This window comes from Thiothrix sp., from assembly GCF_028714775.1.
Classification (GTDB): domain Bacteria; phylum Pseudomonadota; class Gammaproteobacteria; order Thiotrichales; family Thiotrichaceae; genus Thiothrix.
Map to the genome: position 1 here is coordinate 84,781 of NZ_JAQTLS010000001.1, position 23,192 is coordinate 107,972.

A 23,192-nucleotide genomic window follows, 5' to 3' on the forward strand; every position below is an offset into this window, starting at 1 on the left:
TTCATGGTTCAAAGCATAGCATTTTCGCAATATTCCGCCCGTTTGTCAGATGGTTTGCGAAACTGCAAAAATCTTGTAAAAAAGACTTTACATTAGAGAATTCTAATATTAGAATCTTCTCATATTGAAACGCACACAAACTTTATCCGCTAGGAAACATATATTATGAAACTGCAAACTATCGCTTTCGCTGCTCTGGTCGCTTTCGCTTCTGCTGCTTCTGCAAGTGACTTCTTCCCCAGCATGGACAACGGTTCTGCTGTTGGTAATGGCGCAAGCAACGGTGCTGGCAATGCTGCTGCTAACGGCAATGGCTACGGCACTGGCGACACAGCCGCTAACGGCTTCGGCTCTGGTAAGGGCAACGCTGACGGCGAAGTTGAATTCAGCATCAACTTCAAAGGCAAAGGCAAAACTGATATGGCTAGCGACATGGCTGCTAACGGCAAAGGCAATGGCGACTGGTACGGTGCTGGCAACGGTCAAGGCTACGGCAATGGCAACAGCAACGTTTATGGCAATGGCCAATCTGCACAAGAAGGCAACAACGGCGGCTACTTAATGCCAATGATGACGCCAGCAGCACCACAGCAAGCAGCACCTGCTGCTCCAGTAGTAGCTCCTACTGCTGCAACAGCAACAGTAACTGCTCCAGCCGCTACTGCGAAGTAATTTCCAAGGTAGGCAACACGCTTCCTAGCGAGGGCGGCATCTTTCGGGGTGTCGCTCTTGTTTTTTGTGCGCTCAAAGCTCGGGCATTCATATCCCTGTCGCAACAGCCCCCAACATTTCATGCACGTCATGGCTCATGATCGCTAGAAATGCTGCCAGCCCAATGTAATAAAAACCATACGTCACTCGTTGTTCAGGCTTAACACTGTAATACGCCTGATTTTCCGGCGCATTGGGATCAAACCGCCATGCTTTCATCACCTGCGGGGCAGCTAACACCGCCATGAGGATCAGCATCGGGCTAGGACGATAAAAAAACAAAGCAACCAGAATGGGAACACCTACCAACCACAAGCGTGGACTGAGGACAGCCGTGATACGCCCACCATCAAAAGGCGACAGCGGAATCAGGTTGAAGAGATTGAGAAAGAAACCAGCATAAGACAAGGCTAGCAATAATTGGCTATCCCAATGACGGGCGGCAAAATAACACCCTAGCGCCGCGACCGAGCCTGCCAACGGCCCCGCAAACCCAATGTAGGCTTCGGTTTCGGCATCATGGGGCAACTCTTTCAACTCAATCCATGCCCCCACGAACGGGATGAAAGTTGGCGCTCCCACATCCAACCCGCGTTGACGGGCGGCGATGTAATGCCCCATTTCATGTACCAAAATCAAACCCACAAAACCAACTGCGTAAGGCCAGCCAAAGAACAAGGCATAGGCAAACACGGAGAGGATCATTGTCCCCCCTGTCGTTAACAGCTTGCCAAGTTTGCCTGCCGAGAACAGCAGAAAGAGTAACTTTGCCATACCCGAAAGGCTCCCTTAAATTAGGTATTATCGGTTTTTCTCGTGAACAGTTTGCGGATAAATGTACCGCCACCCAGCAACAAGATCATCCCCAGTTTCCAGAACTTAACAGCAAAAGCTGCAATGACTGCCAACAAACCCAGCTTTTTCGCTGCCACACCTGCAACTAAGGCCGCCAGCCCGTATTCAGCCACTTTGTCGGTATCTGCATTGAAATCGCTGTAACGTTTTCCCTCATTGAAGGTCAGGCTGGTGAGCAAGGTTTGCGCCGTTGGTTTCAAACCTTCGACAGTTGCCACGTCCGTCACGAGATTCATGCTGATATAACCTTCGCGCCCCAAAGCGTAGGTATTGTAATTGATGCCATTGACCTCATCGGCGGCTTGTCCTTTATCGCGGGTTTCAGCAGACCACACCAATTGACGGCTAGCCGCATCGTATTTGGGTTTTTCGATCCAACCGACCACTTCAAATTCAGTAAAGCCCCGCGCTTTACGCTCGGCATTGCCTGCCTCCGTGCCTTCTTTCAAACTGGTGAGCAACTCATCCGCGTTCCAGCTTTTAGCATCGTCATCTTTGATATAGCCAGCATCTTCATAGGTGATGTCAATAAACCAATTAGCGTCGCCCTCTTGCGGGACAATCATGCCCAAAGTGTCATTCGCACTATTGCCCATTGCCACCATCAAGCGTTTTGCCTCAGCGGCAGGGATGAAACTGTAATGTTCCGGCAACTTCAAGGTCGCCTGCCCTGCCAAAGGTATATTGCTTGGGCCGCGTTGCATGGACTTGTTGGCAGCGGCAGAAGCTGCTTCAAATTCCGTTTGTTGGGCAACTTCTTGGGCTGATGGCGTTGATGCTGAAGGGGGTGATGCGGGTTCTGCGGCTTGCAGTAAAGGTGTACAAGCCAATGCACCCAGCAAAAACGTGCGGCTAAAAAGGACTGTTAGTTTATTTTTCATGTGCTACGGCCTAATAATTTTGTGCACTTGATTTTATGGAAAAATACCTCGCATCACAACACATCAGATTATTTCTACAACGGGCTTGGAAAGCGGATGGCACTGGCGGAACTCCTGCTAGAATCGGGTGTTCAGCGATTTCATTTTGTTTATCTGCCCGTTACCAAAAACACATTCGGGTCAACGAAAAACAAGCGATTCCACGCCTGCGGCAAGGCAGCATCATACAACCACGGCTGCGGGTAAGGGGTGCGGATGTCGTAATGCAAATGCGGCGGCTTTCCCTTGGCATTGCCCGTCGTCCCGACCTTGCCGATGGCACTCCCGCCCCATACCCAGCGCAACGCTTGTGTATCAATCTCTTGCAGGTGCGCGTAGTAATGGAAACGCCATTTTGCCCCCAGCATGAACACGTAATTCCCGCCCAAGCTGTCTTCCCCCGTGCTGATAATCAGACCTGTCGTAGCGGCGAGTACGGGTGTGCCTTCCGGCGCGAAAATGTCGATGCCCTTGTGAGTACCGGAACGTCCCCACGGGTAATACCAGAACGATTGCTGGTTCCAGTCAGAACGGCTTGCACCACTGACCGGGATGCGCGGCGTTTCGGGAAGCACGAAGCCCAACCCCACGATGGATAACAGCACGAGCGCACTGATGCGGTTAAAGGAAAGGCGCAACACCATCAATCCTCCCCATCGCCCAACACCCGCAACCACAAGAATTTCAGCAACAGGATGACCAAACCGATCACCCCCGCCATCAAGCAAAACACATAAATCCAACTGGATGGAAACAACGCCAGCAAACCATTCGCCTCACTCAGCGGAAACCAAGGACGCACATCGTAGTGCATGAAACTGTCCAGCCACACATGCGAAAACGTTCCCACCAATGCACTTACCCACGCCACCCGCCACGAAATATCGGCATGGACACACGCCCACGTAGAACGCGCCTGCCGTGCTGATGCATTCCAACTGCGTAACATCCAGCCACAACAGGGCTTACCGATTCCCGCCGTGATTATCGCCAACAATAATGCCCCAAGGTACGTATGCGAAAAGCCATGCAGTACCGCATCGCCATGCAGCATCCGCACCAACGGCTCAATGTCGATCAGTACTTGCGCAAAACCGAAAATGGTTAGGCTGAAATGGCGACCTGTGACTGCTTTGATTGCTGTACCCGGCCCCATGTGGAACGGCGTGAAAGGCATTACTTTTCCTTACGGTTTTTTGGCTATAGCCGATGAACCCAACCCATCCGCTAACGACGGATAGCGTAAACTCACCCCCAATTCCCGCAGCAATTTTTCGTTACCAATGCGCCGCGATTCCTGCAAATACGACAACATCCCCGCGCTCATCGCAGTTTGCGCTTCTGCCATACTGATTTGCGGCGGACGTGGCAACCCAGCAAAATCCGCTACCTGATTAAAATAATCCGTCATGGTTGAGGGATGCCCATCGGTGGCGTTGTAAATAGCACCCGACGGGGCAACTTCCATCGCACGTTTGCACACCATCGCCAGATCATCGGCATGGATGCGGTTTGTCCACGGCGCTTCTTGCTCATGCAACACAGGTTCGCCGCGCCGCAAGCGTTCCAACGGCAAACGCTCAGGGGCGTAAATGCCGGGGACGCGCAAAATCACGATTTCCCCACCGAAACGCGCTGCCCATTCTTGCACCACGTTTTCTGCATCGGCACGGCGTTTGGCACGGTCTGCCACGGGTTTCAGCGGTTCGGATTCGTCAATCCAGCGCCCGCCGCAATCTCCATACACGCCCGTGGTGCTGATCAGTAATACCCGTTTGGGTGCGGCATCCACACCTTTGAGGAAGCGCCGGATGCGGTCATCGCTTTCCCCGCTCGGCTGCGGCGGCATGAACCAATACACCAATGCCTCATCCAGCGCGAAAATCGGGAAAAAGCTGCCCCGGTCAACATCGCCCTTGCGCATGGCAAACCCTTGCGCCAAACCCAATTGGAGGGATTCCTCACTGCGCACCCAGCCTATAGCCTTGATACCCTCGTTTTGGTATAACCGTGCCACCCGGCGACCGATGTCACCGCAGCCCATAATCCACACTTTTTGGTTAGACGTATCCATGAACAACTCCCGACTTGATGCAGGCAGTATAAACGAAATCAAACCCGGCAAGACCAAACGTGTGGAGGCTGGCAACGGCAAACGCATTTTGGTGTGCAATGTCGGCGGGGAATTTTTCGCAGTGGATGACCGCTGTACGCACGAAGATTCGTCGCTGTACTTGGGTTGTTTGAAAGGTGACAGGATTCATTGCTCGCTGCACGGCGGGGAATTCAGCGTCAAAACCGGGGAAGCATTGGCAGAACCGGCAGAAGTTGCACTGCAAACCTACCAAGTCAGCATTGAAGACGGGCGTATTTTCATCACCCTTTAAACGCACGCCACTTCATGGCAGGAACCGTGATCAGCCTCGTCCATCGCATACTTGCACACCGTTGCCAAGCGATCTGCTGAACAGGGGTTATAACAATCGGCAAGGCGTAAAATCACCAGTTCGCGGCGGTGCTGTTGCGCCCATTCCCACGCGGCAGCTTCCGCATCGGCATAACGTTTACCCCGCGCATTCGCTTGCCCACAACCGACCCGCACCAGCAATACCAAGCGTTGCAGGGAACCACCCGTCGCCGAAAGGAAGCGGCGCAAGCGGATGTCCTGTTCGCCTCGGGCGGGCGGCGGGGCGAACCAAAATACTTTCGCGTTTTCATGGGTGTAAAAAGGGATATAGCAACTGGCATCAAATTTCCCCCGACGCAGGCTGGTTCCCTGTGCTTGCCCTGCTCGTAGTGCATGACCTGTCCTTACCCAACCAATCGCCCGTACACCATCCTGCTGGTAAAGTTTCGCTACGTGACGCCCCACTTCACCGCAACACATAATCCAGACACTATCTGGCATGGTTTCACCCTTCATAATTTCCAAATTACTTGCATTGAGAATATACCCAAAATATTGGAAAGTGGTGAAATGATGACAGGATATTTACTGCCAATTTAGCCGTCTTGTCTTAAAGTTCACGGGGTTTATCGAATTTTAGCGAAATAACAAGCAAGATTTTTGCTATGCTGCGCTCTACATACACATAAAAATACAAGGCAAGATACTGTGCGTCAGCGCGGTGTTTTAGGGAGGATAGCTTATGAACACCGCACTAATTGTTGAAGATATTCCTGAGACCGGGGAATGGTTACAAGCCTTGTTAGAACGGGCATTCACGGGCGTTGCGGTGAAGGTTTGCCCGACATGCGCCGCCACACGCCAGTTTGTGAAAACGAATCCAGTCAGTGTAGCCTTGGTTGACATCAATTTGCCGGATGGCAATGGCTTGGATTTGATTGGCTGTATCCGCAACGCCTCGCCCAACGCTTACATCATCACCAGCACAATCTTCGATGACGACGAGCATATTATTACCGCCCTACGCAATGGTGCACACGGTTACTTGCTAAAAGACTCTTCCGAACAAGTTTTCATCCAGAAATTGCGCGGTATTTTGACGGGCGACCCACCGCTTTCCCCCAGCATTGCCCGCCGTATCCTGCAATGTTTTTCGCAACCCACTAACAAACCTGCAACGGCAACACCCAGCCATGCAGAAACGTCAGATACCACCAGCCTCAGCCAACGTGAGCGCGATGTATTGGTGTTGGTAGCAAAAGGTTTGAGCCGCAAAGAAGTGGCGGAATTGTTAGGGCTATCAGGTAATACCGTGGCGCGTTACATCCGCGATGTTTACCAAAAGCTCAATATTTCCAGCCGTGCCGAAGCTGCGGTGGAAGCCTGCCGCATGGGGTTGGTCAGCACCGAAGCCTCGTAAGGGTATGTTGGAAACAGGGCACGACAAGTCATTCATCCCCGCCAATGTGTTTTTGCTGGCGGTGTTGTTTGTGATGATGATCGAAGCCGTTGTGTTGGGCATTCGCCTGCAACAACCGTGGGTTGGGGTGCGCTTAGAAATTCAAGGCGAGTTTGTGGCAGTCACAGCGGTGGATACCGACTCACCACTAGCGGCGACGTTGGCGGTGGGCGAGGTGTTATCACATTTGGAATTTCGCGGGGAAAACATTCTCCTATCCAAACCCTTGTTGGTCTTGCCGCTGACTTTACGCACCTATGCGGATATTGATGCACTGCTGGCAACGCAAGGGCAATTGCAGCAGGCATTCCTTTCCGGTGAACCGTTAACGCTGGTCACGCAACGCGGGCAACGCCATGTATTTACGCCCTCCCCCCATACCCACATCCAAGATTTACCCGGTGTTTTCTGGTGGATGCTGTTAGCCAATGTGGTGGGGCTGATGCTGGGGGTCATTGTGTGGGCGTACAAACCCAACACCCTAGAAGCCAACAGTCTGTTAATGGCAAGCATCAGTTATTTCGTGGCTGAAAGTGTGTTCCGTATTGCGATCAGCAAGGAATTTTACCTGCCACCAGAATTGACCGTGACGATGGCAGGCATTGAGGCGGCTGGCTTTAATTTATTCATGCTGAGCTTGTTCAGTATTTTGTGTTACTACCCGCACCGGGTTGCGCCGCGTTGGGCATTGCCCTTCCTCGCTGCCATGTTGCTGTTGCATTCAGTGAATTACCCGATGCGCTGGTGGGAAGTGCCGATCCACAGTTTCATGCTACCCATCATCCCTTTTGTGTCATACGCGACATGGTTATTTTACAAGCAATGGCAGAAGGCAATCGGCAATCCATTAAGCCGCGCCACCCTGTTAACATTACAATTATCGATGTTATTGCCCGCTTGGTTAATCATTTTGCTCCACGCCGTTCCGGTGATGTTGGGTGGCTCTGCCATTATTGGTGATGTTGCTACCCGCAGTATCTTGGTTGCCATTTTTGCAGGCTGGGCAGTGGGTATTTTGCGGTTTCGGCTATTTGACATTGAATACTGGTGGCTGAAATCCCTGCTGTGGATTGCTGGCGGCAGCCTGGTAGTGGTGCTTGACCTAGTATTGGTAGGCATTTTCCAAACCTCAGCAACCTATGCTTTGGGCGGCGCGGTGCTGATTGCGGGTTTTTTGTATTTTCCACTGCGCCAATGGCTGTTGGAAACATTATTGCCAGCGGAACGTCAACCCTTGTTAGCCGCTTTGCCCGCTTTCAGCCATGCGATGGCAAACGCCACTTCATTGGCGGAATTTGAGCGACGCTGGCGTGAAACTTTACTGCAACGCTTGCACCCGCTGCATTGGGAGGTGTCCCCCGCTGCCATCCCCCACACAATGTTATCCGATAACGGGATGCACTTGTTGATCCCCACGTTGGATGCGAACCATGCTTATCAGTTCAGCGGTAAACAACGTGCCTCGCGCCTATTCAATTCGGCGGATGTCAAAAATGTGGATGCACTGCTAACCATTGCACGCATGGCAAGCAATGCCAGCGAAACCCGCCAACAAGCCATTGCCGAGGAACGCCAGCGCATTATGCGTGACCTGCATGATAGTCTCGGCGCAAAATTACTGACTTTGACCCACAAACTCACTGACCCGGATGGCAAAGAAACCGCCAAGCAAGCCTTAATGACCTTGCGTGATACCATCCGTTTGTCGATGAAAACCTCCCCGCTCAAACTGGAAGACCATTTAGCCGACTGGCGGGCAGAAATTGCTGACCGTGCTGAAGCCGCTGGGGTTCAGTTACGCTGGCAGCAATCCGGCGACATTGCACCGCACTTACTGACCTCCAAACAAGTGCTGGAAATCACCCAATTGTTACGCGAGGCAATTAGCAACGCGCTCAAGCACGCCGCGCCCCACACTGTCAGTTTACAATTTGTGGTACAACAGGGGCAGTTACACATCTTGATTGGCAATGATGGCAAGGTGTCTGAACCCAGCGAGTGGAAAGCAGGCACGGGCTTAACCACGCTGCGCAGCCGCACCCAACAGTTGGGTGGTGGCATCCAATTTCAGTTACGCCACACGCCACGCCCGCATAATCGGGTGCAAATCCGCGTCCCGCTCCAACCACCACCGCAATGCCCATGAATTGGTCATTACCCAAAACCTTCATCACTCCGGCGAATGTGCTGTTGGCGGTACTGCTATTCGTCACCGTTGCGCAAATCACTGGCATTTATTTACTGATGCAAACACCTTGGACGGGGATTAATGCGGTGACTGGTACGCTACCCGACACCGTGGTGGTTGCATCGTTGGATGCGGATTCCCCCGCTACGGGCAAATTACCTGTTGGCGCAGTGCTGACAGGGGTACAAACCCCGCAAGGGCTATTGAAACTCGCCCCACTGCTCTACGATTTCCCGCCGCTTTCACCAGCGACATTCGCGCAATTGGATGCATTTTATCAGCGGCAAGCTGACTTACACCGTGCCTTCACTGATCCGGCGGGTGTGACGTTTGTCACGCTTTCTGGGGAAAACGTGGTGCTGACACCACTGACATACACCCCACTATCCGCCTTGCCATTGGTATTTTGGTTGCTGAATGCCATTAACCTGATTTCGCCGCTGGTGGGGGTATTGGTATGGACATACCGCCCCCATCAGCAAGCGTCTGCGTTGTTGCTGATGCACGGGCTGTTTTACTACGCCTTTGTCATCGGTGGCGTGTGTGTGGTGGCATCGGAATTTTATTTGCCGCCCGACATACTGCGTCAGGCGTTACTGTTGCAAGTGGTGGGGATCGGCATCGCTGCCCCGTTGATGGTAATTATCTTGTGTTACGCGCCATCACCGCTGATGCGGGGGAATGGGCTGTTATGGTTGACCTTGGGCGGATCGGCATTAGCCATCGCCAATTACCATTACCGCTGGTTTGAATCACCGGGGCATATGTATTACTCGCAACACCCATTGATTTATATCTCAGCAGCAACCGCCATCATCCTGCAATGGCGGCGCACCCGCCAACAACCCGTTGAACGTGCCGCATTGCTGGTGCTAGCCCTATCGTTTATGTTGCCTAGCACCCTGATTGTGGCGATACACGTCCTCCCTATTTTGTTCGGCAAACTGCCCTTGGTGGGGAATACGTCGATTTTGATGCTGTTTTTGCTGATTGCTGTCGGGCTAGCGGTCGGTATCTTGCGCTACCGCTTGTTTGATATTGAATTTTGGTGGTTGAAATCGCTGCTGTGGTTACTCGGTGGCTGTTTGGTGGCGGCGATTGATTTGAGCGTCACCGCACTGTTCCAGCTCTCCGACAGTTACGCACTGGGCGTGTCGGTGATGATCGCGGGCTTTTTGTATTTCCCGCTGCGCCAATGGCTGTTGGGGAAAGTGATTCCGGCGGAAAAGCAAAACTTGCAGGATTTTCTGCCCGCCTTCAGTAGCAGCTTGTCAGATGCGGTTTCCCAAGACACCTTTGAACAACGCTGGCTGGAATCGCTGCAACAGCGTTTTTACCCATTACATCTGGAACACTTGCCTGAACCCGTCCCGCACACCCAATTGTCGGATAACGGCTTGCACCTGCAAGTCCCCAGCCTTGATAACACCCATGCTTATCGGCTCAGTGGCAAACAACGGGCAGCGCGGTTATTCAACAACACCGACATAAAAAATACCGAATCGCTGCTGACTGTAGCGCGGATGGCAAGCAATGCCAGCGAAATGCGCCAGCAAACCATTATGGAAGAACGGCGGCGCATTATGCACGACCTGCACGACAGCTTGGGTTCAAAACTGCTGACCTTGACCCATCAGCTACCCGACCCTCACCACAAGGAATCAGCCAAACAAGCCCTGATGACTTTGCGTGACACGATCCGCCTGTCGCTGAAAACCACGCCGTTACGTTTGGAAGATCACCTCGCGGATTGGCGGGTGGAAATCGCCGAGCGTGCTGATGCTTCCGGCACTCACCTGCATTGGCAACAAGCGGGAAGCACAGATGAACACGCCTTGACCCCCAAGCTGGTACTGGAAATCACCCAGCTATTGCGCGAAACCGTCAGCAACGCGCTGAAACACGCCGCCCCCACCCAACTCAGCCTGCGCTTCCATGTCGATGCCAGCACCTTGCGGATTTTGGTGGGCAATGACGGGCAGATTTCCGACCCTGCCACATGGCAAGCGGGGACGGGATTAGGCTCGATTCAAACACGGATTGCGCGGCTGGGCGGTGACGTGACATTCCAATTACGCGCTAAACCCAAACCACACAATCGCGTGGTATTACGCATTCCCCTTATCTGAAATAAAACGCCCCTAATCGCTAAAGACTGGCATTCCCAGTAAAAATAAAAACATAAAAAATACTTACTATTCAAATGGATATATTCGTTTAGGCAGTTACATCGCACTGGGTTTTCAGCCCACAATAGCTCCATCACCCCAATGTCAGATGGAGATACCTCATGCAAACCTCACGTACCTTTTTCCTGCCACTCTTGGCTGCACTCGGTTTAGCAAGCCTCGCCCCTGTTGCCCATGCTTTCCAGCTTTCCCCCGTGGTTGCCGCATTTGAGCCAACGGGTCCAAAATCAGAACAGGTGTATTTGCTCACCAACAGCTCCCAAAAACCTGCCGCGATCCAGTTCGATGTTACCACCCGCCAACAGCGCAGCGATGGTTCAGAAACTCGCCAAGCTGCCAATAACCATTTCAGCGTACAGCCTTCGCAAGTGGTGATTCCGGCGGGTGGCACGCAAAAAGTCAAAGTGAAATGGCAAGGCGGTAATGTCAGCCGCGAACAAGCCTACCGTTTCATTGCCAAACAAGTGCCGGTCAAACTCGAACAAGGCGGCGACATTAGCATCAATGTGGTAATGACGATGGAAGGTGCGCTTTACGTCAAACCGGGTACGGGCAACAGCGCACCTGCCGCCAGCAAAGGCGACGATTACACCCCTACCCGCGAAGAAATTGCCGCCACCGAAGCCGCCGCCAACCAGACCAGCACCACCCCTGCGATGTTGCAAGTGCAAGATATACGCAAGCAAGGGCAATATCTGGTTATCAGCGTGCATAACCCCGCGCAAGAACACATCATCCTCAATGCCACCCGTTTGCAACTTAAGGCAGGCATCAAAACCTTGAACCTGAGCGGTGCGCAACTCGGCAACCTGCAAGGGCAAAACCTGTTGGGCGGCGCGACTCGCCACTTCCAAATGCCACTGCCTGCTGGATTTGATGAGCGCGTCCAGTGGCAGGGGCAATTGGCAGCCGGTCGCTAACCGCTGCCGATTAACACCATGAAAGCCCTGAACCCTCACCTTTGGCTTTACCTCTCCCCGTTGCTGCTGGCGACGGGGGCGAGTCACGCTAATATTGCAGCGAATGGCAACAGCGAAGAAGAGTTGGACGCGCTGTTCCGGGAAGCCTTCGGTAAAGAAAACGAGCAACTCCCCGGCGAACTCGAAGCCGATTTGCGGGTGAATGGCAATGTTCAAGGCACAATCCTCGCCCGCACCAATGGCAAAACCATTACCCAATTGCAGCGCGAGGCATTGCTACCCAAATTACGCCCTTACCTGAAAGAATCTTTGCTCAAGTCGCTGGAAAAAAACGCGGCGAACAGCGGTTGGCTCAGTGCCAGCGCACTTGAAGCGGCGGGTATCCGCACCCGTTACGATATTCAGGAATTAGCCGTCGCGGTCAAAATCGACAAAAAAAGCATGAACCGGCGGATGCGCTCGTTACTCAGTGCGTTACCCGGTGACAAGCAGCATGTTATTCCCGAACGCTTGGCTGACCCTGCTAAAGTCAGCGGTTACATCAACCTCAGCAGTGGGATTTCGCAAGATTTCAGCAATAACTCCGCAGAACCAAGCCTCAATGTGCGGGCGGAAAGTGCGGTCAATGTCCACGGCTTTGTGCTGGAAAACCAACACACCTACCAACACGGCACGAACGGTAAACCGGGTACGTTGACCCGCGATTACACCCGTTTAGTGATCGACGACGCGGAAGAGGAACACCGCTATCGCATTGGCGACATCAACACCGAGAGCCGTAATTTCCAAGGCTCGTTACCCCTCGGTGGGGTGCAAGTGACACGCGATTTAACTTGGGCAAGCTCGGGTGAATACACCCCGCAAGGCAACCAGCGTTTCAGCCTGAGCAGCCCCGCCGAAGTCGATATTTACCTTGATGGACGCTTACACCGCAGTGTGCGCTTACAAGCCGGGGAACACGAATTGGCGGAACTCGACGCGCTCGGCGGCACTAGCGTCAAGCTGCGCATCAAAGACGATCTCGGTAAAATCACCACGCAAGAATTCAGCCGCTTTACCGACAGCCGCTTGTTAAGCCCGGAATTTTCGCGCTATTCCATTAGCGTCGGTTTCCCCTCGCGCCGCGAAGCCGACCAACTCAAATACGACACCAAACGCCCGGTTGCCAGTGCCTATTACCAGCAAGGTGTGACCGAGAATCTCACCGCCGGGGTTGATGTGCAAACCGATGGTAAGGCGCATCAACTCGGCGGCGATATTATTTGGGCAACGGAAATCGGCAATGTCACCGCTGGGGTCAGCCACAGCCAAAGTCGCAACGGCAAAAAAGGGCAGGCGGCACGGGTGCAAATCAGCCGCCGCCCCGATAATCGTGGGGAAGGCGACAAACAACGCCCGATCCAGTGGGATATTGCCGCCGAACGCTTCACCCCGGATTACCAAAACCTCAATCCGCAAGACGACGGCACGACTAGCACTACCTCCACTCAGGCGGTTAAGCAGCAACTCAATGCCAGTGTCAGCAAAGCGTTTAGCGACCGCACCAGCGGCAATCTTGGCGTAGCGCACACCACCCAGCACGACGGCAAAACCCGCACCAATCTCAATGCAGGGGTGAGTACCCGTTTGGGTAAAAACCTCAACGTGTCGGTGTATGGCTCGCAAAGCCGTGATGCCAAGGGTGCGGCGGATATGTCGGTGCGGGTCGGTTTCAGTATGCCGCTGGATGCTACCGCTTCCGGGCGTGGGCAATCGGTGAGCGGTTCGCACGATGATAAAGGGCGTTCGCAACTGGCGTACCGCATTTCCGGCAAGGGTAAGCGCGGGGTGGACAGTTTGAGCGGCGGGGTGCGCTTGCAATCCGAACGCGGCAAAACCGGGTTGGGGGCAGATGTGCGCTACCAAGGCGAAGCGTTTGACGCGAATTTATCCATCACGCCGCAGCTTGCCAGCAGCAAAGTGGGTTACAGCGGTTCGGCGAATGTGAATACCGCGATTGTGTTTGCTGACGGCGCGGTGGCGATGAGCCGCCCGGTGCATGACAGTTTCGCCATCCTCGAACCGCCGGAAGGTTTGGAACACCCAATGGCAGCCAGCCGTGGCAAGAATTTATTCCAACGCAAAGAAAACACGCTCGACAGCTTGCCGGAGCGTTACGACGCGGTGATGCAACCGGGCAGCAAAGCGGTGCTTAATAACCTCGCATCGTATCAGGTGCAACACGTCAGCAGCGACAGCGCGGTATTGCCGGAAGGCTTTGACCTCGATGCAACCGAGTTTGATGTCATGCCCGATTACAAAAGCGGCTATCGCGTGAAAGTGGGCGGGGAACGCGGCGCAATGTTAGAAGCGCATTTAGCCGATGCCAGTGGGCAATCGCTCAAACTGCAAGGCGGGCAATTGATCGCGCTGGATGCCAAACAGGGCGGTAAACCCATTCAATTCTTCACCGACGACGCAGGTGTCATGCGCTTATCGCACATCCGTCAAGGCAATTACCGTGTCGAACTGTTTTCCCTGCCGGATTTGCGCAACCCGCCGATACGGGTCACGGGCAAACCCGGCGAAACCCAAACGCTGGACTTGAGGGCAACCTCATGAAATGCCCCGACCCAGCGATTTACTCTCCCCTCATCTTTTGTACAGGAGTACATACCATGAAAAAGCAACTCATTATTGCCGCTATCGCCTGCGCTGTAAGCGGCACGGCTTTCGCCGCTACTGAAGGTAGCCACCAAATCAATCTCACAGTTGATGCCCCAACCTCCACCTTAGAATTCACCGCCCCTGCGGGTATTTTAGGTGGAGCAACCAACTGGGTTTTTGATGTCGACAGACTAGGTTGGCCAGCCAATCAGTTTCGTCGTAATTTAGGTACGTTCACTCTAACTGGAAACGGATTCACGAATGAAACGATATGCAGGCTCCATATAAGCTCTGATAACAGCACACTTGGTTCTCCTTGGGAGTTAAAAGCACCAGGCATTTCGACAGGTATAAAATATGGAATAAGTGATTCCACTGGAGAACAAGCAAAGTATGGATATAACCATGTTGGCGCATCATGGTTAATCACAGATAGCGAATTTAGCGCACCTGTAGCGCCAAATAAAACTTGCGATGGCTCCATAGACCTAACCATAGCCACCGAAAACCTTTATCCAGCTCAGCGACCTGCTACTGGCACATATACTGATACTATTCGGTTTACGGTATCAGCAAGCTAAAGGGGTGATGGCATGAAAGCAGTTGTTTTTGTGCCGTTGTTGGCGTTGGCATTGGGCGGTTTTTCTGCCCATGCCGCTGATAGCGGTTCGCATACAATTAATTTGGCAGTGGGTGTGCCTGATCCCTTACTGAGCATCGTGCTGGCAAATGAAACCGTCAATATTGATATGGAAACCCAAATAGCACCGAGCGGACGTTTACTCGCGCCATTGGGGCTGCTAAGTATGCGTGGCGAAAACCTTGTTGCTGCCACAACCTGCACATTATCCGCCAGTTCCACCAACAATTGGTTTCTGATTAAACAGAATGCCATTCAAGGTGGCGAAGGTGAACCCGGCAGACCCATTCCCTATTTGCTGTCATCAGAAGATAACCAAGGAATGCTTTACGGGTACAACCAAGGCTATTTCTTGCAAGTCCCGAAAGTTGTTCCGGTCGTCAATAACTCATGCAGTTATGACCGCAATTTGTACTTTCTAGCTAATATTCCTTATCAACCAGAATCAGGGACTTATTCAGACACCGTTACTTATACCATTACCGTTATTTAAGAGGGTACGCACCATGAGAAAAATATTACTTACCACCGCATTACTATTGTTTTCTAGTGGTGCAATCCATGCAGAGGAAACAGGCGATCACGAGATTAATCTGGTGGTTGGCGCACCTGAACCGGAAATATCGCTTAACCTGTTTGGGAACACCAACGGCGGCATCACCACTACCGATCTCAACTTCGACGATTTCAACTTTAACTGCGGTAGTACAGGTGGCGGCGGTGGTGCTGGCGGCATTGGCGGCGCAGGAGGTGGCGGTGCAGGTGGCGGTGGGTCAACGGGCTGTGGCTCGATAGCATTGGGGACACTGGCATTTAGTGCTACTGGTCTACCTGCAACCAGCACCCAGTGCAGGGTTGCCATCCAATCCACCAGAAACTGGATGCTGGTGAATGAAACAGCAACCCAAAGCGGCGCGGGGCAACCCGGAAGACCGATTCCATACACCATCCACACCAATAGCTCGACAGCCCTAGCCTTGAATAGCGGTGGCATTAATCCAGCAGAAGTATCGGCTAATGTCACTGGCGATGTTTGCAATTATTCCGCCCCTTTGTATTTTAGGGCAACGATTAATTACACACCTGAAGCAGGTACTTATACGGACACATTAACCTTTACGAGTTCAGTCATTTAACCAAATCAATACAAACCACATGACCCAAACGAATGTATCCGAAGTGATAGTGTCGCAACGGAAAATAACTGATTACACTTAACCTCATGACAGACAGACTGTCGTTGTAAATGGAGAGCACCGTTCTAAGATAAGGAGGTTTTATGCCAATCAATATGAATGGCGGAGCGCAAGCACACGCACAAGACCACGAATAAGGCGATCGTGTACCACCACCGTGGGAGAGACTGGAAAATAGCCCCTACGTTGACTTTCTTTCTAATCAAGGAGTCAGCGGTGGAAAAGGCTTGCCTAATTTCCCTTATCAGGGTTTTCATGCATTGATGGATAATCCTGCAAGCCAGTTAGGGAATCCGGGTATGCCGGGTATTATTGCGCAGTTAATTGAGAGTCTTGCGGATTCGGGAAATAACGGCGGCGGCTCGACAGGCGCGGGCGGCGGTGCTGGTGGTATCGGCAATCCGCAGGATAATACCGATAGCGGCAATAGCCCTGATTTAATTTAATACGCAGTCATGGATGAAGGTTATCGCTCCTAAAATAATTAATCTGAGTTTTTTGATCATCCGTTTATAGCCTCACTTGTTGGGGCTTTTTTTTGATTGAAAATCTAATTTCAGCAATAAGTAAAAATCGCACTATTCATTTGAATACATTCAAAGTGATACTTAAAAACAAAACACAAAAAGCCTAAGATAGGCTCAATAGAAAACATCGCGGAGCATCAAATGCCAACCTTAATTCATGAGCTTTATAGCAAATACGAAACCATAAGAAAATTCAAGAAAATAATGAAAACCAAAGGGCAGCATAAAACCATTGGATTAATTGATATTGGCAGCATAAGAAACAATGCCATAATAATAAAGAAATTCAATCCCGGAAGTAAAGATAGCATACAAGATCATAGCGCATTCTCTTTAAGCTTATTATCAAACTCACCCGCCAATAAAAACCAAGGAATCACATCTAATGCGCAAATAATTTATGCTGACATAACGGATATTAATAATGCCATCAATTTTAACCTTGTAAATAAAGCATTAAAATGGTTAATTTCATTAAACACCAATATCATCGTTATGCCTTTTGGTGGTTCAGAAAGTCATGCCGAGATCAGCAAAACGCTCGCCATTGCCAACTCATTAGGGATATTTGTTTTTGCTGCTGCTGGAAATGGCTACCCTGCCAATACTTATTTCCCAGCAAGACACCCCTCCGTGATAAGTGTTGGCTCAATGGGCTGGGATGGAAGAAAACTACCCGAATGCTGTGAAAACCCAAAGCCAGATTTATTATTTCCCGGCTATTTAATTCCTGGATGTACAAAAAATAATGACATTACCGTGAGAAGTGGATCGTCCGCTGCTTGTGTTCTTGCTGGTGGCATAGCGACTTGTTTAATTACCAACAGATCAATTAAAACAAGAAATACCTTAATCTCTAAACTTAAAGGAGGATTATAGCTACATCTTGCGCCAGCTACGCCAATATGCCCGATCATTTGATCGAAACCCTATGGAATATATTAATCATCAATCAAGGAGAACGTATCATGGCTGAGATTACCATGTCAGATACCATTGAAATCACTGACCCTAAACTGCAAAACATTGCAACCCAAATTCTCAACACCCTGAAAGTTGAAACGGAAAAGGCTTTTGCCTCCCAAGCAGATGCGGCATATAAACTACCAGCCGACCCAAACTCTGTAGAGCAAACCATGCTAACCTATTTCAACAAATATCCCGCCGACAAAAAAGTAACCGTTGCAAAGACAGCACTTTCCATGGTGACAATGCCAACCGCAAAACGGGCAGCCCTCTACGGTAATGATCTCGGCGGGTTAGACTTGAAAAAAGCTGTAACGATTGATTCACAATTCAAAGCAACAGCTACTTTCAATAACCTGTTATTGCCTGCCAACTATTTATCCAGCATCAATGGCAATATTCTCGGCGGAAATCGTATTACTGGAGGTGGTGTTATTCCCCCAACGCCGCAATTAGTGCGTGACAAGTTGGAGTTACGCATCCACCGCGTAATGTGCAATGACGAAACAGATCCTGAATGGTGGGGGGATGACAGCATTGCCATTGCAGGCATTGCCACTAATGCAGCGAGTGCAACGAGTAACCCCATTGGTGAACGCTTCGTTGGTTCATTTAGTGATGGTCGTTATCGAGATTACACACCCCCGATGAGCCTCCACATCTTTAATCTACGTGACGGTGCAAATACTTGGCCCAAATACTATTCTGTCGCTTTACTGTTGGCGGAAAAAGATTCGGGTGGATTTAGCACTATCATTAACCGACTATTTGACCAAATAAGGGCAAGAGTTGACACATACCTGCGTAACATCAGAGGTTTTTGGGCACAAGTCGCTGCTGTAGTATGGAATGTTGTCAAAAGGCTTCTTGATTGGATTCGTAATTTGTTCGCTGACGATGTATTCGATCCTGTCATTGCCCGTATTGGGATACCGTCAATGGAAGCCACATGGGCAAATGGTGCAACCGATGGCCCCGAACTTCAAGCTCGCTTCGTTGGTCACGGCGGTACATATACTGTCACTTATGATTGGCGGCTGTTTGTTTAGCAAGCCGCCTAAGCACTAATGACAGCAATACAACAGTATTGAACTGCAAATCAACCTGTGCCGGGAAACTGGCGCAGGTTTAACCCACCTATTCCCTTGCCATCCCCGTATTGAGATACACCAACAGCCTTGAAAATGGCAAAATAGACCCCACCCTTGCCCTGACTTAATAATAGCTCTGGTGTTGATATGTTATTGCGCGTTACCCTGATTATCCTGCTAATAATTGCTACGTTAATGGCAGGTATTTGGGCGTACCGACATTTCATCACGCCACCTCCCACACCACCCGTTGTACTGATCCCCACCCCGCCCTACACAACACCTAGCTTACCGCCTGTACTGAAACCCATTCCACCCGCACACGTGACAAAACTGCTGAACTCCGTATTCAAACAAGTGGATGTTACCCGCTCGTATGACCCTAGCTATGTCAACTTGAAATACCCCGGCGGCGATGTCAAGGAAAGCACGGGCGTGTGTGCCGATGTGGTGGTTCGCGCCTTCCGCGCCCAAGGCGTTGATCTGCAAGCGGCATTGCACGAAGACATGCGCAAGGCTTTCAATGAATATCCGAAAAAATGGGGCATGAAAGCCCCTGACACCAATATCGACCACCGTCGGGTCTACAACCTGATGAAGTTTTTCGAGCGTAAGGGTAAATCTTTACCGATTACCAACAACCCGGACGATTACCTGCCCGGCGATGTGGTGGCTTGGGATTTAGGCAAAGGGCAAGGCCATATCGGCATCACCACCCAGTACAAAACCCCGGATGGCGTGCCGCTCATGGGGCATAACGTTGGTTATGGCACGAACATCGAAAATGCGCTGTTTTTCTGGCCTATTATTGGGCATTACCGCTATTTCAATGCACAGGGAGACGTGAGCGCAACTCGTCCCGGTCATACCACCACTGGCCTTCCACGATAGCATCGACCACTTGCCCCAAACGCGGCAGGAACACTTTCGGGTTGAGCAAATCCAAGCGGTTCAGCCAGAGGTTCATTGCTTCCTGCGAGTTGACATTGCTGTGACGTTCGGCAACTTTCGCCAGCATTGCGCCAGTAAGGAACATTACGCTGTCGCGCTTTTCGCCTTCCAACCGTAAATCAGCGATGTAATGCGCCACCGCAGCCGCTACCGCTGCACCATCTGCCTGCGCTGGAGTGGCATCAATCAAGTGGTTGAGCATAATAATCGTCAGTTGTGGATCAATCGGGTAAGTGACCGCCAGCCAAATACCATTGCCCAAAGCAGGCACGGAAGCAGGCAAATCGCAGCGGTACAGCACATCGCAGCAACGCACAGCCTCTTCCCAACGCTCGCCATCGCGGAAAATGGCAAACGATTCGCGGGTCATGCCCCACGCGGCTTCGCGCATTCCCGGCTCTTCCAATTCCAGCATGATTTCGGCAATTTCGTATTGCACATTGGCACGTTCCAGTGGGTTGCTATTGGGGGTAAGCTGCATTAGCTGCGCTTGGCGTTGCGCGAGTTCATTTTTCAGCAATTGACGGGAATCAGCGCCGCCGGTGAATTCAACAGGAGTGGTATCGCTCATGGTATGATGCCTGCAATCCAAAATGTGGCAAGGATAGCAGCCCACACCGGGCGGTAACATAACCCTTATGTAAGACTCAAGATACAGGAGAGAACAGGCATGATTGGACTGTTGCGCGGCACACTACTGGTCAAACAACCACCCGACTTGATGCTGGATGTGAATGGCGTCGGCTATGAAGTGCAGGCTTCCATGACCACTTTTTATGACCTGCCGGAATTGCACGCTGAAGTCACGCTCTACACCCATTTTGTGGTGCGCGAAGATGCCCAATTGCTCTACGGTTTCAGTTCCCAAACCGAACGCGAACTGTTCCGCCACCTACTGAAAGTGAATGGCGTAGGGCCGAAAATGGCACTGGCTATCGTTTCCGGCATGAATCCGCTGGAATTCAACCAAGTGATCCACGCGGCAGACATTGCCCGCTTGAGCCGCATCCCCGGCGTCGGTAAGAAAACTGCCGAGCGGCTAGTCATCGAATTGCGTGACCGTTTGCCGAAAACTGACGACAGCAACAACACTTCGTTGCCTAGCACACCACAAACCCCGACCGTTTCTAACAGTGACGAAGCCATCAATGCACTGTTGGCACTGGGGTACAAACCTACCCAAGCCAGCCAAATGATTGCCGCTTACGAAAACCAGAACTTGAGTGTGGAAGAAATGATCCGCCAAGCGCTGCGTGCCAGCCTGAAGTGACAGTATTCACCTGCCGTATTGTCACCTGACACGCTCTTGTCAGTTGCGATCTGTCAATCCTGTCACTTTTTGACAGAAATACTGCCTGCCAAACCTGCCAAGCCCGAACCAGAAAATCCAACTTATCCTTATAGAACATAAACTTAATTAATTAATGGATGAGTTGGCACGGGGGTTGCAAATACCTATTTGCATAAGGGACGACAAAAACAATAAGAAAGGGTTAAAGGACGATTTTTACCAGCAAGCCCCAAGAGGTAGAGAGCAGGCATAAGCATCAATAACAATAAAGCGCCTGACCATACTTCGACTCCTCTATCCCCTGCGGACGACGCGGGGGAAATTTAAACCGGGAGTCCGGTGGTTTTACAACAAGTTTCAGCAAGCCCCAAGAGGGTAGAAAGCAGCCACAGCATATCAATAACAATAAGTTGCTGCTCGCCCAACGAAACCCCCTGTCCGCAGGGGGCATCGGTTTCCTTCCGAAAGAGGAAAAACGTTAGCAGGGAAGCTAAACAAGCTAACAACAACAATAAATACCAATAATAATAACTTTTGCCCGTGTTGACTGCCCCCGTTCGTCGGGGGCTGTGTTTTTTTGCGTTCAAATAATATCCAACTATATCCATAGTTATAGTTACCGCTACCATAGTCATATTCCCCTCCTAAATCCGCACTGTAGACTAGAAGCCTAGTGATAAAACATTAACCCCCATGGCTTGCGAGGGAGAATCATGAGAAAACACCGGGTTCTATTATATACCGCTGTATTTATTTTAAGCGGTTGCAGGGGCGGCTCAACCGCCAGCAGCAATGGGCTGACGGTCACGCTGTCCTCAAGCAACGCTGCAAAGGCAGCAGAACTCTCAATGACAGCCCCCAGTGCCGTCATGTCTTTTATGGAGGGATTCTCATCCGATATCCCCACTGATGTCGTGACAGACATTGAAGCCCGCACAACGGCAAGACAAGCAGGCATTGCTGCCCGCATGAGCGCCAGTCGTGAAGAAGAAGCCTGTGATGGCGGTGGAAAAATCATTACCGACCAAACTGATACACAATTTATCCTCACCTTCGAAAACTGCACGGAGAGCGAAAATATTGCGGCGACGGACAATACGCCCGCCTATTCATCAACAAACATCACGAATGGCACAATTACTTTTGCTGACAGCACAGTAGACGGCTATCCCGAAGCTGAAATGGTGAGCTTTAACCTAACAGATAGCTCAACCACTAGTGATGGGGAAGAAGAGGCCATAACAGAACAAGGCTCTTTCATCACTGGCTACAGCGACACGGGCTACATCATCAAAAATATGAACATGAGCATAAGCAATCGCGGAAGAACCTCCACAGGGACGAACTACAATTACAGCATTGCCACACAAGACTTCAGCATCACCGTAGATGGGCAAGCCGGAACACAAACCCTAATGGGCAAAGTGACTAGTCACGGCACAGATGAAAGTGGTGAAGCGATGTTAGAGGGGACATTTATGGTAGAAACCACGAGTCCGGTTGACTTTGACCAAACCATGGGGGAATACAAAATTACTGGGGCGAATGCTTCAACGGTGATTACTCGATTAGACCCTGCGGGCATTTATGTTGAAATAAATGGTGAATCACCAACATTTTATGCTTGGGACGATACCGATGCTTATTTCTCAGGCCAGACTTTACCATAAATCATTATTAATAATCACCCAAGGAGTAATGCCCGATGCTTTATCAGAAACATTCAATAATTAAACTTGCTTTTTTATTACTATTGATGATCTTTGCAAACACTGAAATAGCATTTGCTAATGGCGGCACTGGCAGGGGCGATGGTGACGGAACTTTTGGTTATCAAAGCAGTAGTGAATCCAAAATAGTCAGAACTTTCTGTGGTGGTTATATTCGGGATGTAGACCAAACTGTTAACGATGGAACGACTCGTGCATTAGGAAATTGCTTAATGGAAGTGCGGGAAATGTATAAACACCGCCCCCCTTACATGCGCAACATGAGCAAATGCAGCATGTTAGATAGTGCAGCAGCAGAGTCTTGCGCAGGACATTGGGGACTGTTTGGACTTAACCATCAGGGCTGTAAAACTAATTTCATAAGAAATGTTGGTCGCAATCCCGGATGGTATAATAATTTTGGATACTGCAATGAATCCTGCCCCAGAATTAACCCGCCCGACATAAATGCATACCCGATTGACCTACCGCCTTGCGGTATTAATACTAATGCTGGGTTCTAATT

General features: G+C 51.0%; 25 protein-coding genes. 17 read left to right on the forward strand and 8 right to left on the reverse strand.

Annotation, left to right across the window (positions count from 1 at the left end; translation table 11 throughout):
- Positions 1-165 precede the first annotated feature (165 nt).
- Entirely contained in the window at positions 166-672 is a 507-nt protein-coding gene (locus PHE17_RS00460; protein ID WP_301013812.1) for a hypothetical protein, read from the forward strand.
- 87 nt (positions 673-759) lie between these two features.
- On the opposite strand, the gene PHE17_RS00465 is transcribed toward PHE17_RS00460, so the two are convergent.
- From PHE17_RS00465 to PHE17_RS00485, 5 genes are all read right to left on the reverse strand, one after another.
- Entirely contained in the window at positions 760-1,485 is a 726-nt protein-coding gene (locus PHE17_RS00465) for a site-2 protease family protein (protein WP_301013813.1), read from the reverse strand.
- Between the two features lie 20 nt (positions 1,486-1,505).
- On the reverse strand, positions 1,506-2,447 hold the full coding sequence (locus PHE17_RS00470) for a DUF2167 domain-containing protein (RefSeq protein WP_301013814.1): 942 nt from the start codon (positions 2,445-2,447) through the stop codon (positions 1,506-1,508).
- A 149-nt stretch (positions 2,448-2,596) separates the two neighbouring features.
- Entirely contained in the window at positions 2,597-3,127 is a 531-nt protein-coding gene (locus tag PHE17_RS00475) for a M23 family metallopeptidase (protein WP_301013815.1), read from the reverse strand.
- A 2-nt stretch (positions 3,128-3,129) separates the two neighbouring features.
- Complete coding sequence (locus tag PHE17_RS00480) at positions 3,130-3,663, reverse strand: DUF4184 family protein (RefSeq protein ID WP_301013816.1); 534 nt, start codon at positions 3,661-3,663, stop codon at positions 3,130-3,132.
- Positions 3,664-3,672: 9 nt separating this feature from the next.
- Positions 3,673-4,560: an SDR family oxidoreductase gene (locus tag PHE17_RS00485; protein ID WP_301013817.1), complete on the reverse strand. Its 888-nt coding sequence runs from the start codon at positions 4,558-4,560 to the stop codon at positions 3,673-3,675.
- Between PHE17_RS00485 and PHE17_RS00490 the strand changes: the two genes are divergently transcribed.
- On the forward strand, positions 4,559-4,873 hold the full coding sequence (locus tag PHE17_RS00490; protein ID WP_301013818.1) for a non-heme iron oxygenase ferredoxin subunit: 315 nt from the start codon (positions 4,559-4,561) through the stop codon (positions 4,871-4,873). The two genes, PHE17_RS00485 and PHE17_RS00490, sit on opposite strands and share 2 nt — an antisense overlap.
- Here PHE17_RS00490 and PHE17_RS00495 read toward each other — a convergent pair.
- The gene (locus PHE17_RS00495; protein WP_301013819.1) at positions 4,870-5,394 is read right to left on the reverse strand and encodes a hypothetical protein; all 525 of its coding nucleotides are present in this window, start codon (positions 5,392-5,394) and stop codon (positions 4,870-4,872) included. The two genes, PHE17_RS00490 and PHE17_RS00495, sit on opposite strands and share 4 nt — an antisense overlap.
- A gap of 241 nt (positions 5,395-5,635) precedes the next feature.
- Between PHE17_RS00495 and PHE17_RS00500 the strand changes: the two genes are divergently transcribed.
- From PHE17_RS00500 to PHE17_RS00555, 12 genes are all read left to right on the forward strand, one after another.
- Complete coding sequence (locus tag PHE17_RS00500) at positions 5,636-6,313, forward strand: response regulator transcription factor (RefSeq protein ID WP_301013820.1); 678 nt, start codon at positions 5,636-5,638, stop codon at positions 6,311-6,313.
- A gap of 4 nt (positions 6,314-6,317) precedes the next feature.
- Positions 6,318-8,498, forward strand: a complete 2,181-nt coding sequence (locus PHE17_RS00505; RefSeq protein ID WP_301013821.1) for a hypothetical protein — start codon at positions 6,318-6,320, stop codon at positions 8,496-8,498.
- Positions 8,495-10,669 carry a hypothetical protein gene (locus PHE17_RS00510; RefSeq protein WP_301013822.1) on the forward strand — a complete coding sequence of 725 codons (2,175 nt, stop codon included), beginning with the start codon at positions 8,495-8,497 and terminating at the stop codon, positions 10,667-10,669. Before PHE17_RS00505 ends, PHE17_RS00510 begins: the two co-directional genes overlap by 4 nt.
- 161 nt (positions 10,670-10,830) lie before the next feature.
- Positions 10,831-11,649 carry a fimbria/pilus periplasmic chaperone gene (locus tag PHE17_RS00515; RefSeq protein ID WP_301013823.1) on the forward strand — a complete coding sequence of 273 codons (819 nt, stop codon included), beginning with the start codon at positions 10,831-10,833 and terminating at the stop codon, positions 11,647-11,649.
- An 18-nt stretch (positions 11,650-11,667) separates the two neighbouring features.
- Entirely contained in the window at positions 11,668-14,250 is a 2,583-nt protein-coding gene (locus tag PHE17_RS00520) for a hypothetical protein (protein WP_301013824.1), read from the forward strand.
- A gap of 56 nt (positions 14,251-14,306) precedes the next feature.
- On the forward strand, positions 14,307-14,876 hold the full coding sequence (locus PHE17_RS00525; RefSeq protein ID WP_301013825.1) for a hypothetical protein: 570 nt from the start codon (positions 14,307-14,309) through the stop codon (positions 14,874-14,876).
- A gap of 12 nt (positions 14,877-14,888) precedes the next feature.
- Complete coding sequence (locus PHE17_RS00530) at positions 14,889-15,428, forward strand: hypothetical protein (protein WP_301013826.1); 540 nt, start codon at positions 14,889-14,891, stop codon at positions 15,426-15,428.
- A gap of 13 nt (positions 15,429-15,441) precedes the next feature.
- Entirely contained in the window at positions 15,442-16,071 is a 630-nt protein-coding gene (locus PHE17_RS00535) for a spore coat protein U domain-containing protein (RefSeq protein ID WP_301013827.1), read from the forward strand.
- A gap of 287 nt (positions 16,072-16,358) precedes the next feature.
- On the forward strand, positions 16,359-16,577 hold the full coding sequence (locus PHE17_RS00540) for a hypothetical protein (protein WP_301013828.1): 219 nt from the start codon (positions 16,359-16,361) through the stop codon (positions 16,575-16,577).
- Positions 16,578-16,799: 222 nt separating this feature from the next.
- Positions 16,800-17,537 carry a S8/S53 family peptidase gene (locus PHE17_RS00545; RefSeq protein ID WP_301013829.1) on the forward strand — a complete coding sequence of 246 codons (738 nt, stop codon included), beginning with the start codon at positions 16,800-16,802 and terminating at the stop codon, positions 17,535-17,537.
- A gap of 89 nt (positions 17,538-17,626) precedes the next feature.
- Positions 17,627-18,673 carry a hypothetical protein gene (locus PHE17_RS00550; protein WP_301013830.1) on the forward strand — a complete coding sequence of 349 codons (1,047 nt, stop codon included), beginning with the start codon at positions 17,627-17,629 and terminating at the stop codon, positions 18,671-18,673.
- Positions 18,674-18,862: 189 nt separating this feature from the next.
- Positions 18,863-19,606, forward strand: coding sequence for a DUF1287 domain-containing protein (locus PHE17_RS00555; protein ID WP_301013831.1), 744 nt, complete (start codon positions 18,863-18,865; stop codon positions 19,604-19,606).
- Here the strand turns inward: PHE17_RS00555 and PHE17_RS00560 are convergent.
- Entirely contained in the window at positions 19,542-20,237 is a 696-nt protein-coding gene (locus PHE17_RS00560; RefSeq protein WP_301013832.1) for a hypothetical protein, read from the reverse strand. The genes PHE17_RS00555 and PHE17_RS00560 overlap by 65 nt on opposite strands.
- A 99-nt stretch (positions 20,238-20,336) precedes the next feature.
- On the opposite strand from PHE17_RS00560, the gene ruvA reads away from it, so the two are divergent.
- A complete protein-coding gene (ruvA, locus tag PHE17_RS00565; protein ID WP_301013833.1) occupies positions 20,337-20,936 on the forward strand; it encodes a Holliday junction branch migration protein RuvA in 600 nt (199 codons plus the stop codon).
- A 344-nt stretch (positions 20,937-21,280) separates the two neighbouring features.
- On the opposite strand, the gene PHE17_RS00570 is transcribed toward ruvA, so the two are convergent.
- Positions 21,281-21,592: a hypothetical protein gene (locus PHE17_RS00570; protein ID WP_301013834.1), complete on the reverse strand. Its 312-nt coding sequence runs from the start codon at positions 21,590-21,592 to the stop codon at positions 21,281-21,283.
- Between the two features lie 78 nt (positions 21,593-21,670).
- Between PHE17_RS00570 and PHE17_RS00575 the strand changes: the two genes are divergently transcribed.
- On the forward strand, positions 21,671-22,627 hold the full coding sequence (locus PHE17_RS00575) for a hypothetical protein (RefSeq protein WP_301013835.1): 957 nt from the start codon (positions 21,671-21,673) through the stop codon (positions 22,625-22,627).
- Positions 22,628-22,662: 35 nt separating this feature from the next.
- Positions 22,663-23,190 (forward strand): hypothetical protein, encoded by a 528-nt coding sequence (locus PHE17_RS00580; protein WP_301013836.1) that lies wholly within the window; start codon positions 22,663-22,665, stop codon positions 23,188-23,190.
- Positions 23,191-23,192: the final 2 nt, after the last annotated feature.

Bases quoted from the DNA above. Each gene is read 5' to 3' on its own strand.
- PHE17_RS00460 (WP_301013812.1), top strand. From the start codon at position 166: ATGAAACTGCAAACTATCGCTTTCGCTGCTCTGGTCGCTTTCGCTTCT.
- PHE17_RS00465 (WP_301013813.1), bottom strand. From the start codon at position 1,485: ATGGCAAAGTTACTCTTTCTGCTGTTCTCGGCAGGCAAACTTGGCAAG.
- PHE17_RS00470 (WP_301013814.1), bottom strand. From the start codon at position 2,447: ATGAAAAATAAACTAACAGTCCTTTTTAGCCGCACGTTTTTGCTGGGT.
- PHE17_RS00480 (WP_301013816.1), bottom strand. From the start codon at position 3,663: ATGCCTTTCACGCCGTTCCACATGGGGCCGGGTACAGCAATCAAAGCA.
- PHE17_RS00490 (WP_301013818.1), top strand. From the start codon at position 4,559: ATGAACAACTCCCGACTTGATGCAGGCAGTATAAACGAAATCAAACCC.
- PHE17_RS00485 (WP_301013817.1), bottom strand. From the start codon at position 4,560: ATGGATACGTCTAACCAAAAAGTGTGGATTATGGGCTGCGGTGACATC.
- PHE17_RS00495 (WP_301013819.1), bottom strand. From the start codon at position 5,394: ATGCCAGATAGTGTCTGGATTATGTGTTGCGGTGAAGTGGGGCGTCAC.
- PHE17_RS00500 (WP_301013820.1), top strand. From the start codon at position 5,636: ATGAACACCGCACTAATTGTTGAAGATATTCCTGAGACCGGGGAATGG.
- PHE17_RS00505 (WP_301013821.1), top strand. From the start codon at position 6,318: ATGTTGGAAACAGGGCACGACAAGTCATTCATCCCCGCCAATGTGTTT.
- PHE17_RS00510 (WP_301013822.1), top strand. From the start codon at position 8,495: ATGAATTGGTCATTACCCAAAACCTTCATCACTCCGGCGAATGTGCTG.
- PHE17_RS00515 (WP_301013823.1), top strand. From the start codon at position 10,831: ATGCAAACCTCACGTACCTTTTTCCTGCCACTCTTGGCTGCACTCGGT.
- PHE17_RS00520 (WP_301013824.1), top strand. From the start codon at position 11,668: ATGAAAGCCCTGAACCCTCACCTTTGGCTTTACCTCTCCCCGTTGCTG.
- PHE17_RS00525 (WP_301013825.1), top strand. From the start codon at position 14,307: ATGAAAAAGCAACTCATTATTGCCGCTATCGCCTGCGCTGTAAGCGGC.
- PHE17_RS00530 (WP_301013826.1), top strand. From the start codon at position 14,889: ATGAAAGCAGTTGTTTTTGTGCCGTTGTTGGCGTTGGCATTGGGCGGT.
- PHE17_RS00535 (WP_301013827.1), top strand. From the start codon at position 15,442: ATGAGAAAAATATTACTTACCACCGCATTACTATTGTTTTCTAGTGGT.
- PHE17_RS00545 (WP_301013829.1), top strand. From the start codon at position 16,800: ATGCCAACCTTAATTCATGAGCTTTATAGCAAATACGAAACCATAAGA.
- PHE17_RS00550 (WP_301013830.1), top strand. From the start codon at position 17,627: ATGGCTGAGATTACCATGTCAGATACCATTGAAATCACTGACCCTAAA.
- PHE17_RS00555 (WP_301013831.1), top strand. From the start codon at position 18,863: ATGTTATTGCGCGTTACCCTGATTATCCTGCTAATAATTGCTACGTTA.
- PHE17_RS00560 (WP_301013832.1), bottom strand. From the start codon at position 20,237: ATGAGCGATACCACTCCTGTTGAATTCACCGGCGGCGCTGATTCCCGT.
- ruvA (WP_301013833.1), top strand. From the start codon at position 20,337: ATGATTGGACTGTTGCGCGGCACACTACTGGTCAAACAACCACCCGAC.
- PHE17_RS00570 (WP_301013834.1), bottom strand. From the start codon at position 21,592: ATGACTATGGTAGCGGTAACTATAACTATGGATATAGTTGGATATTAT.
- PHE17_RS00575 (WP_301013835.1), top strand. From the start codon at position 21,671: ATGAGAAAACACCGGGTTCTATTATATACCGCTGTATTTATTTTAAGC.
- PHE17_RS00580 (WP_301013836.1), top strand. From the start codon at position 22,663: ATGCTTTATCAGAAACATTCAATAATTAAACTTGCTTTTTTATTACTA.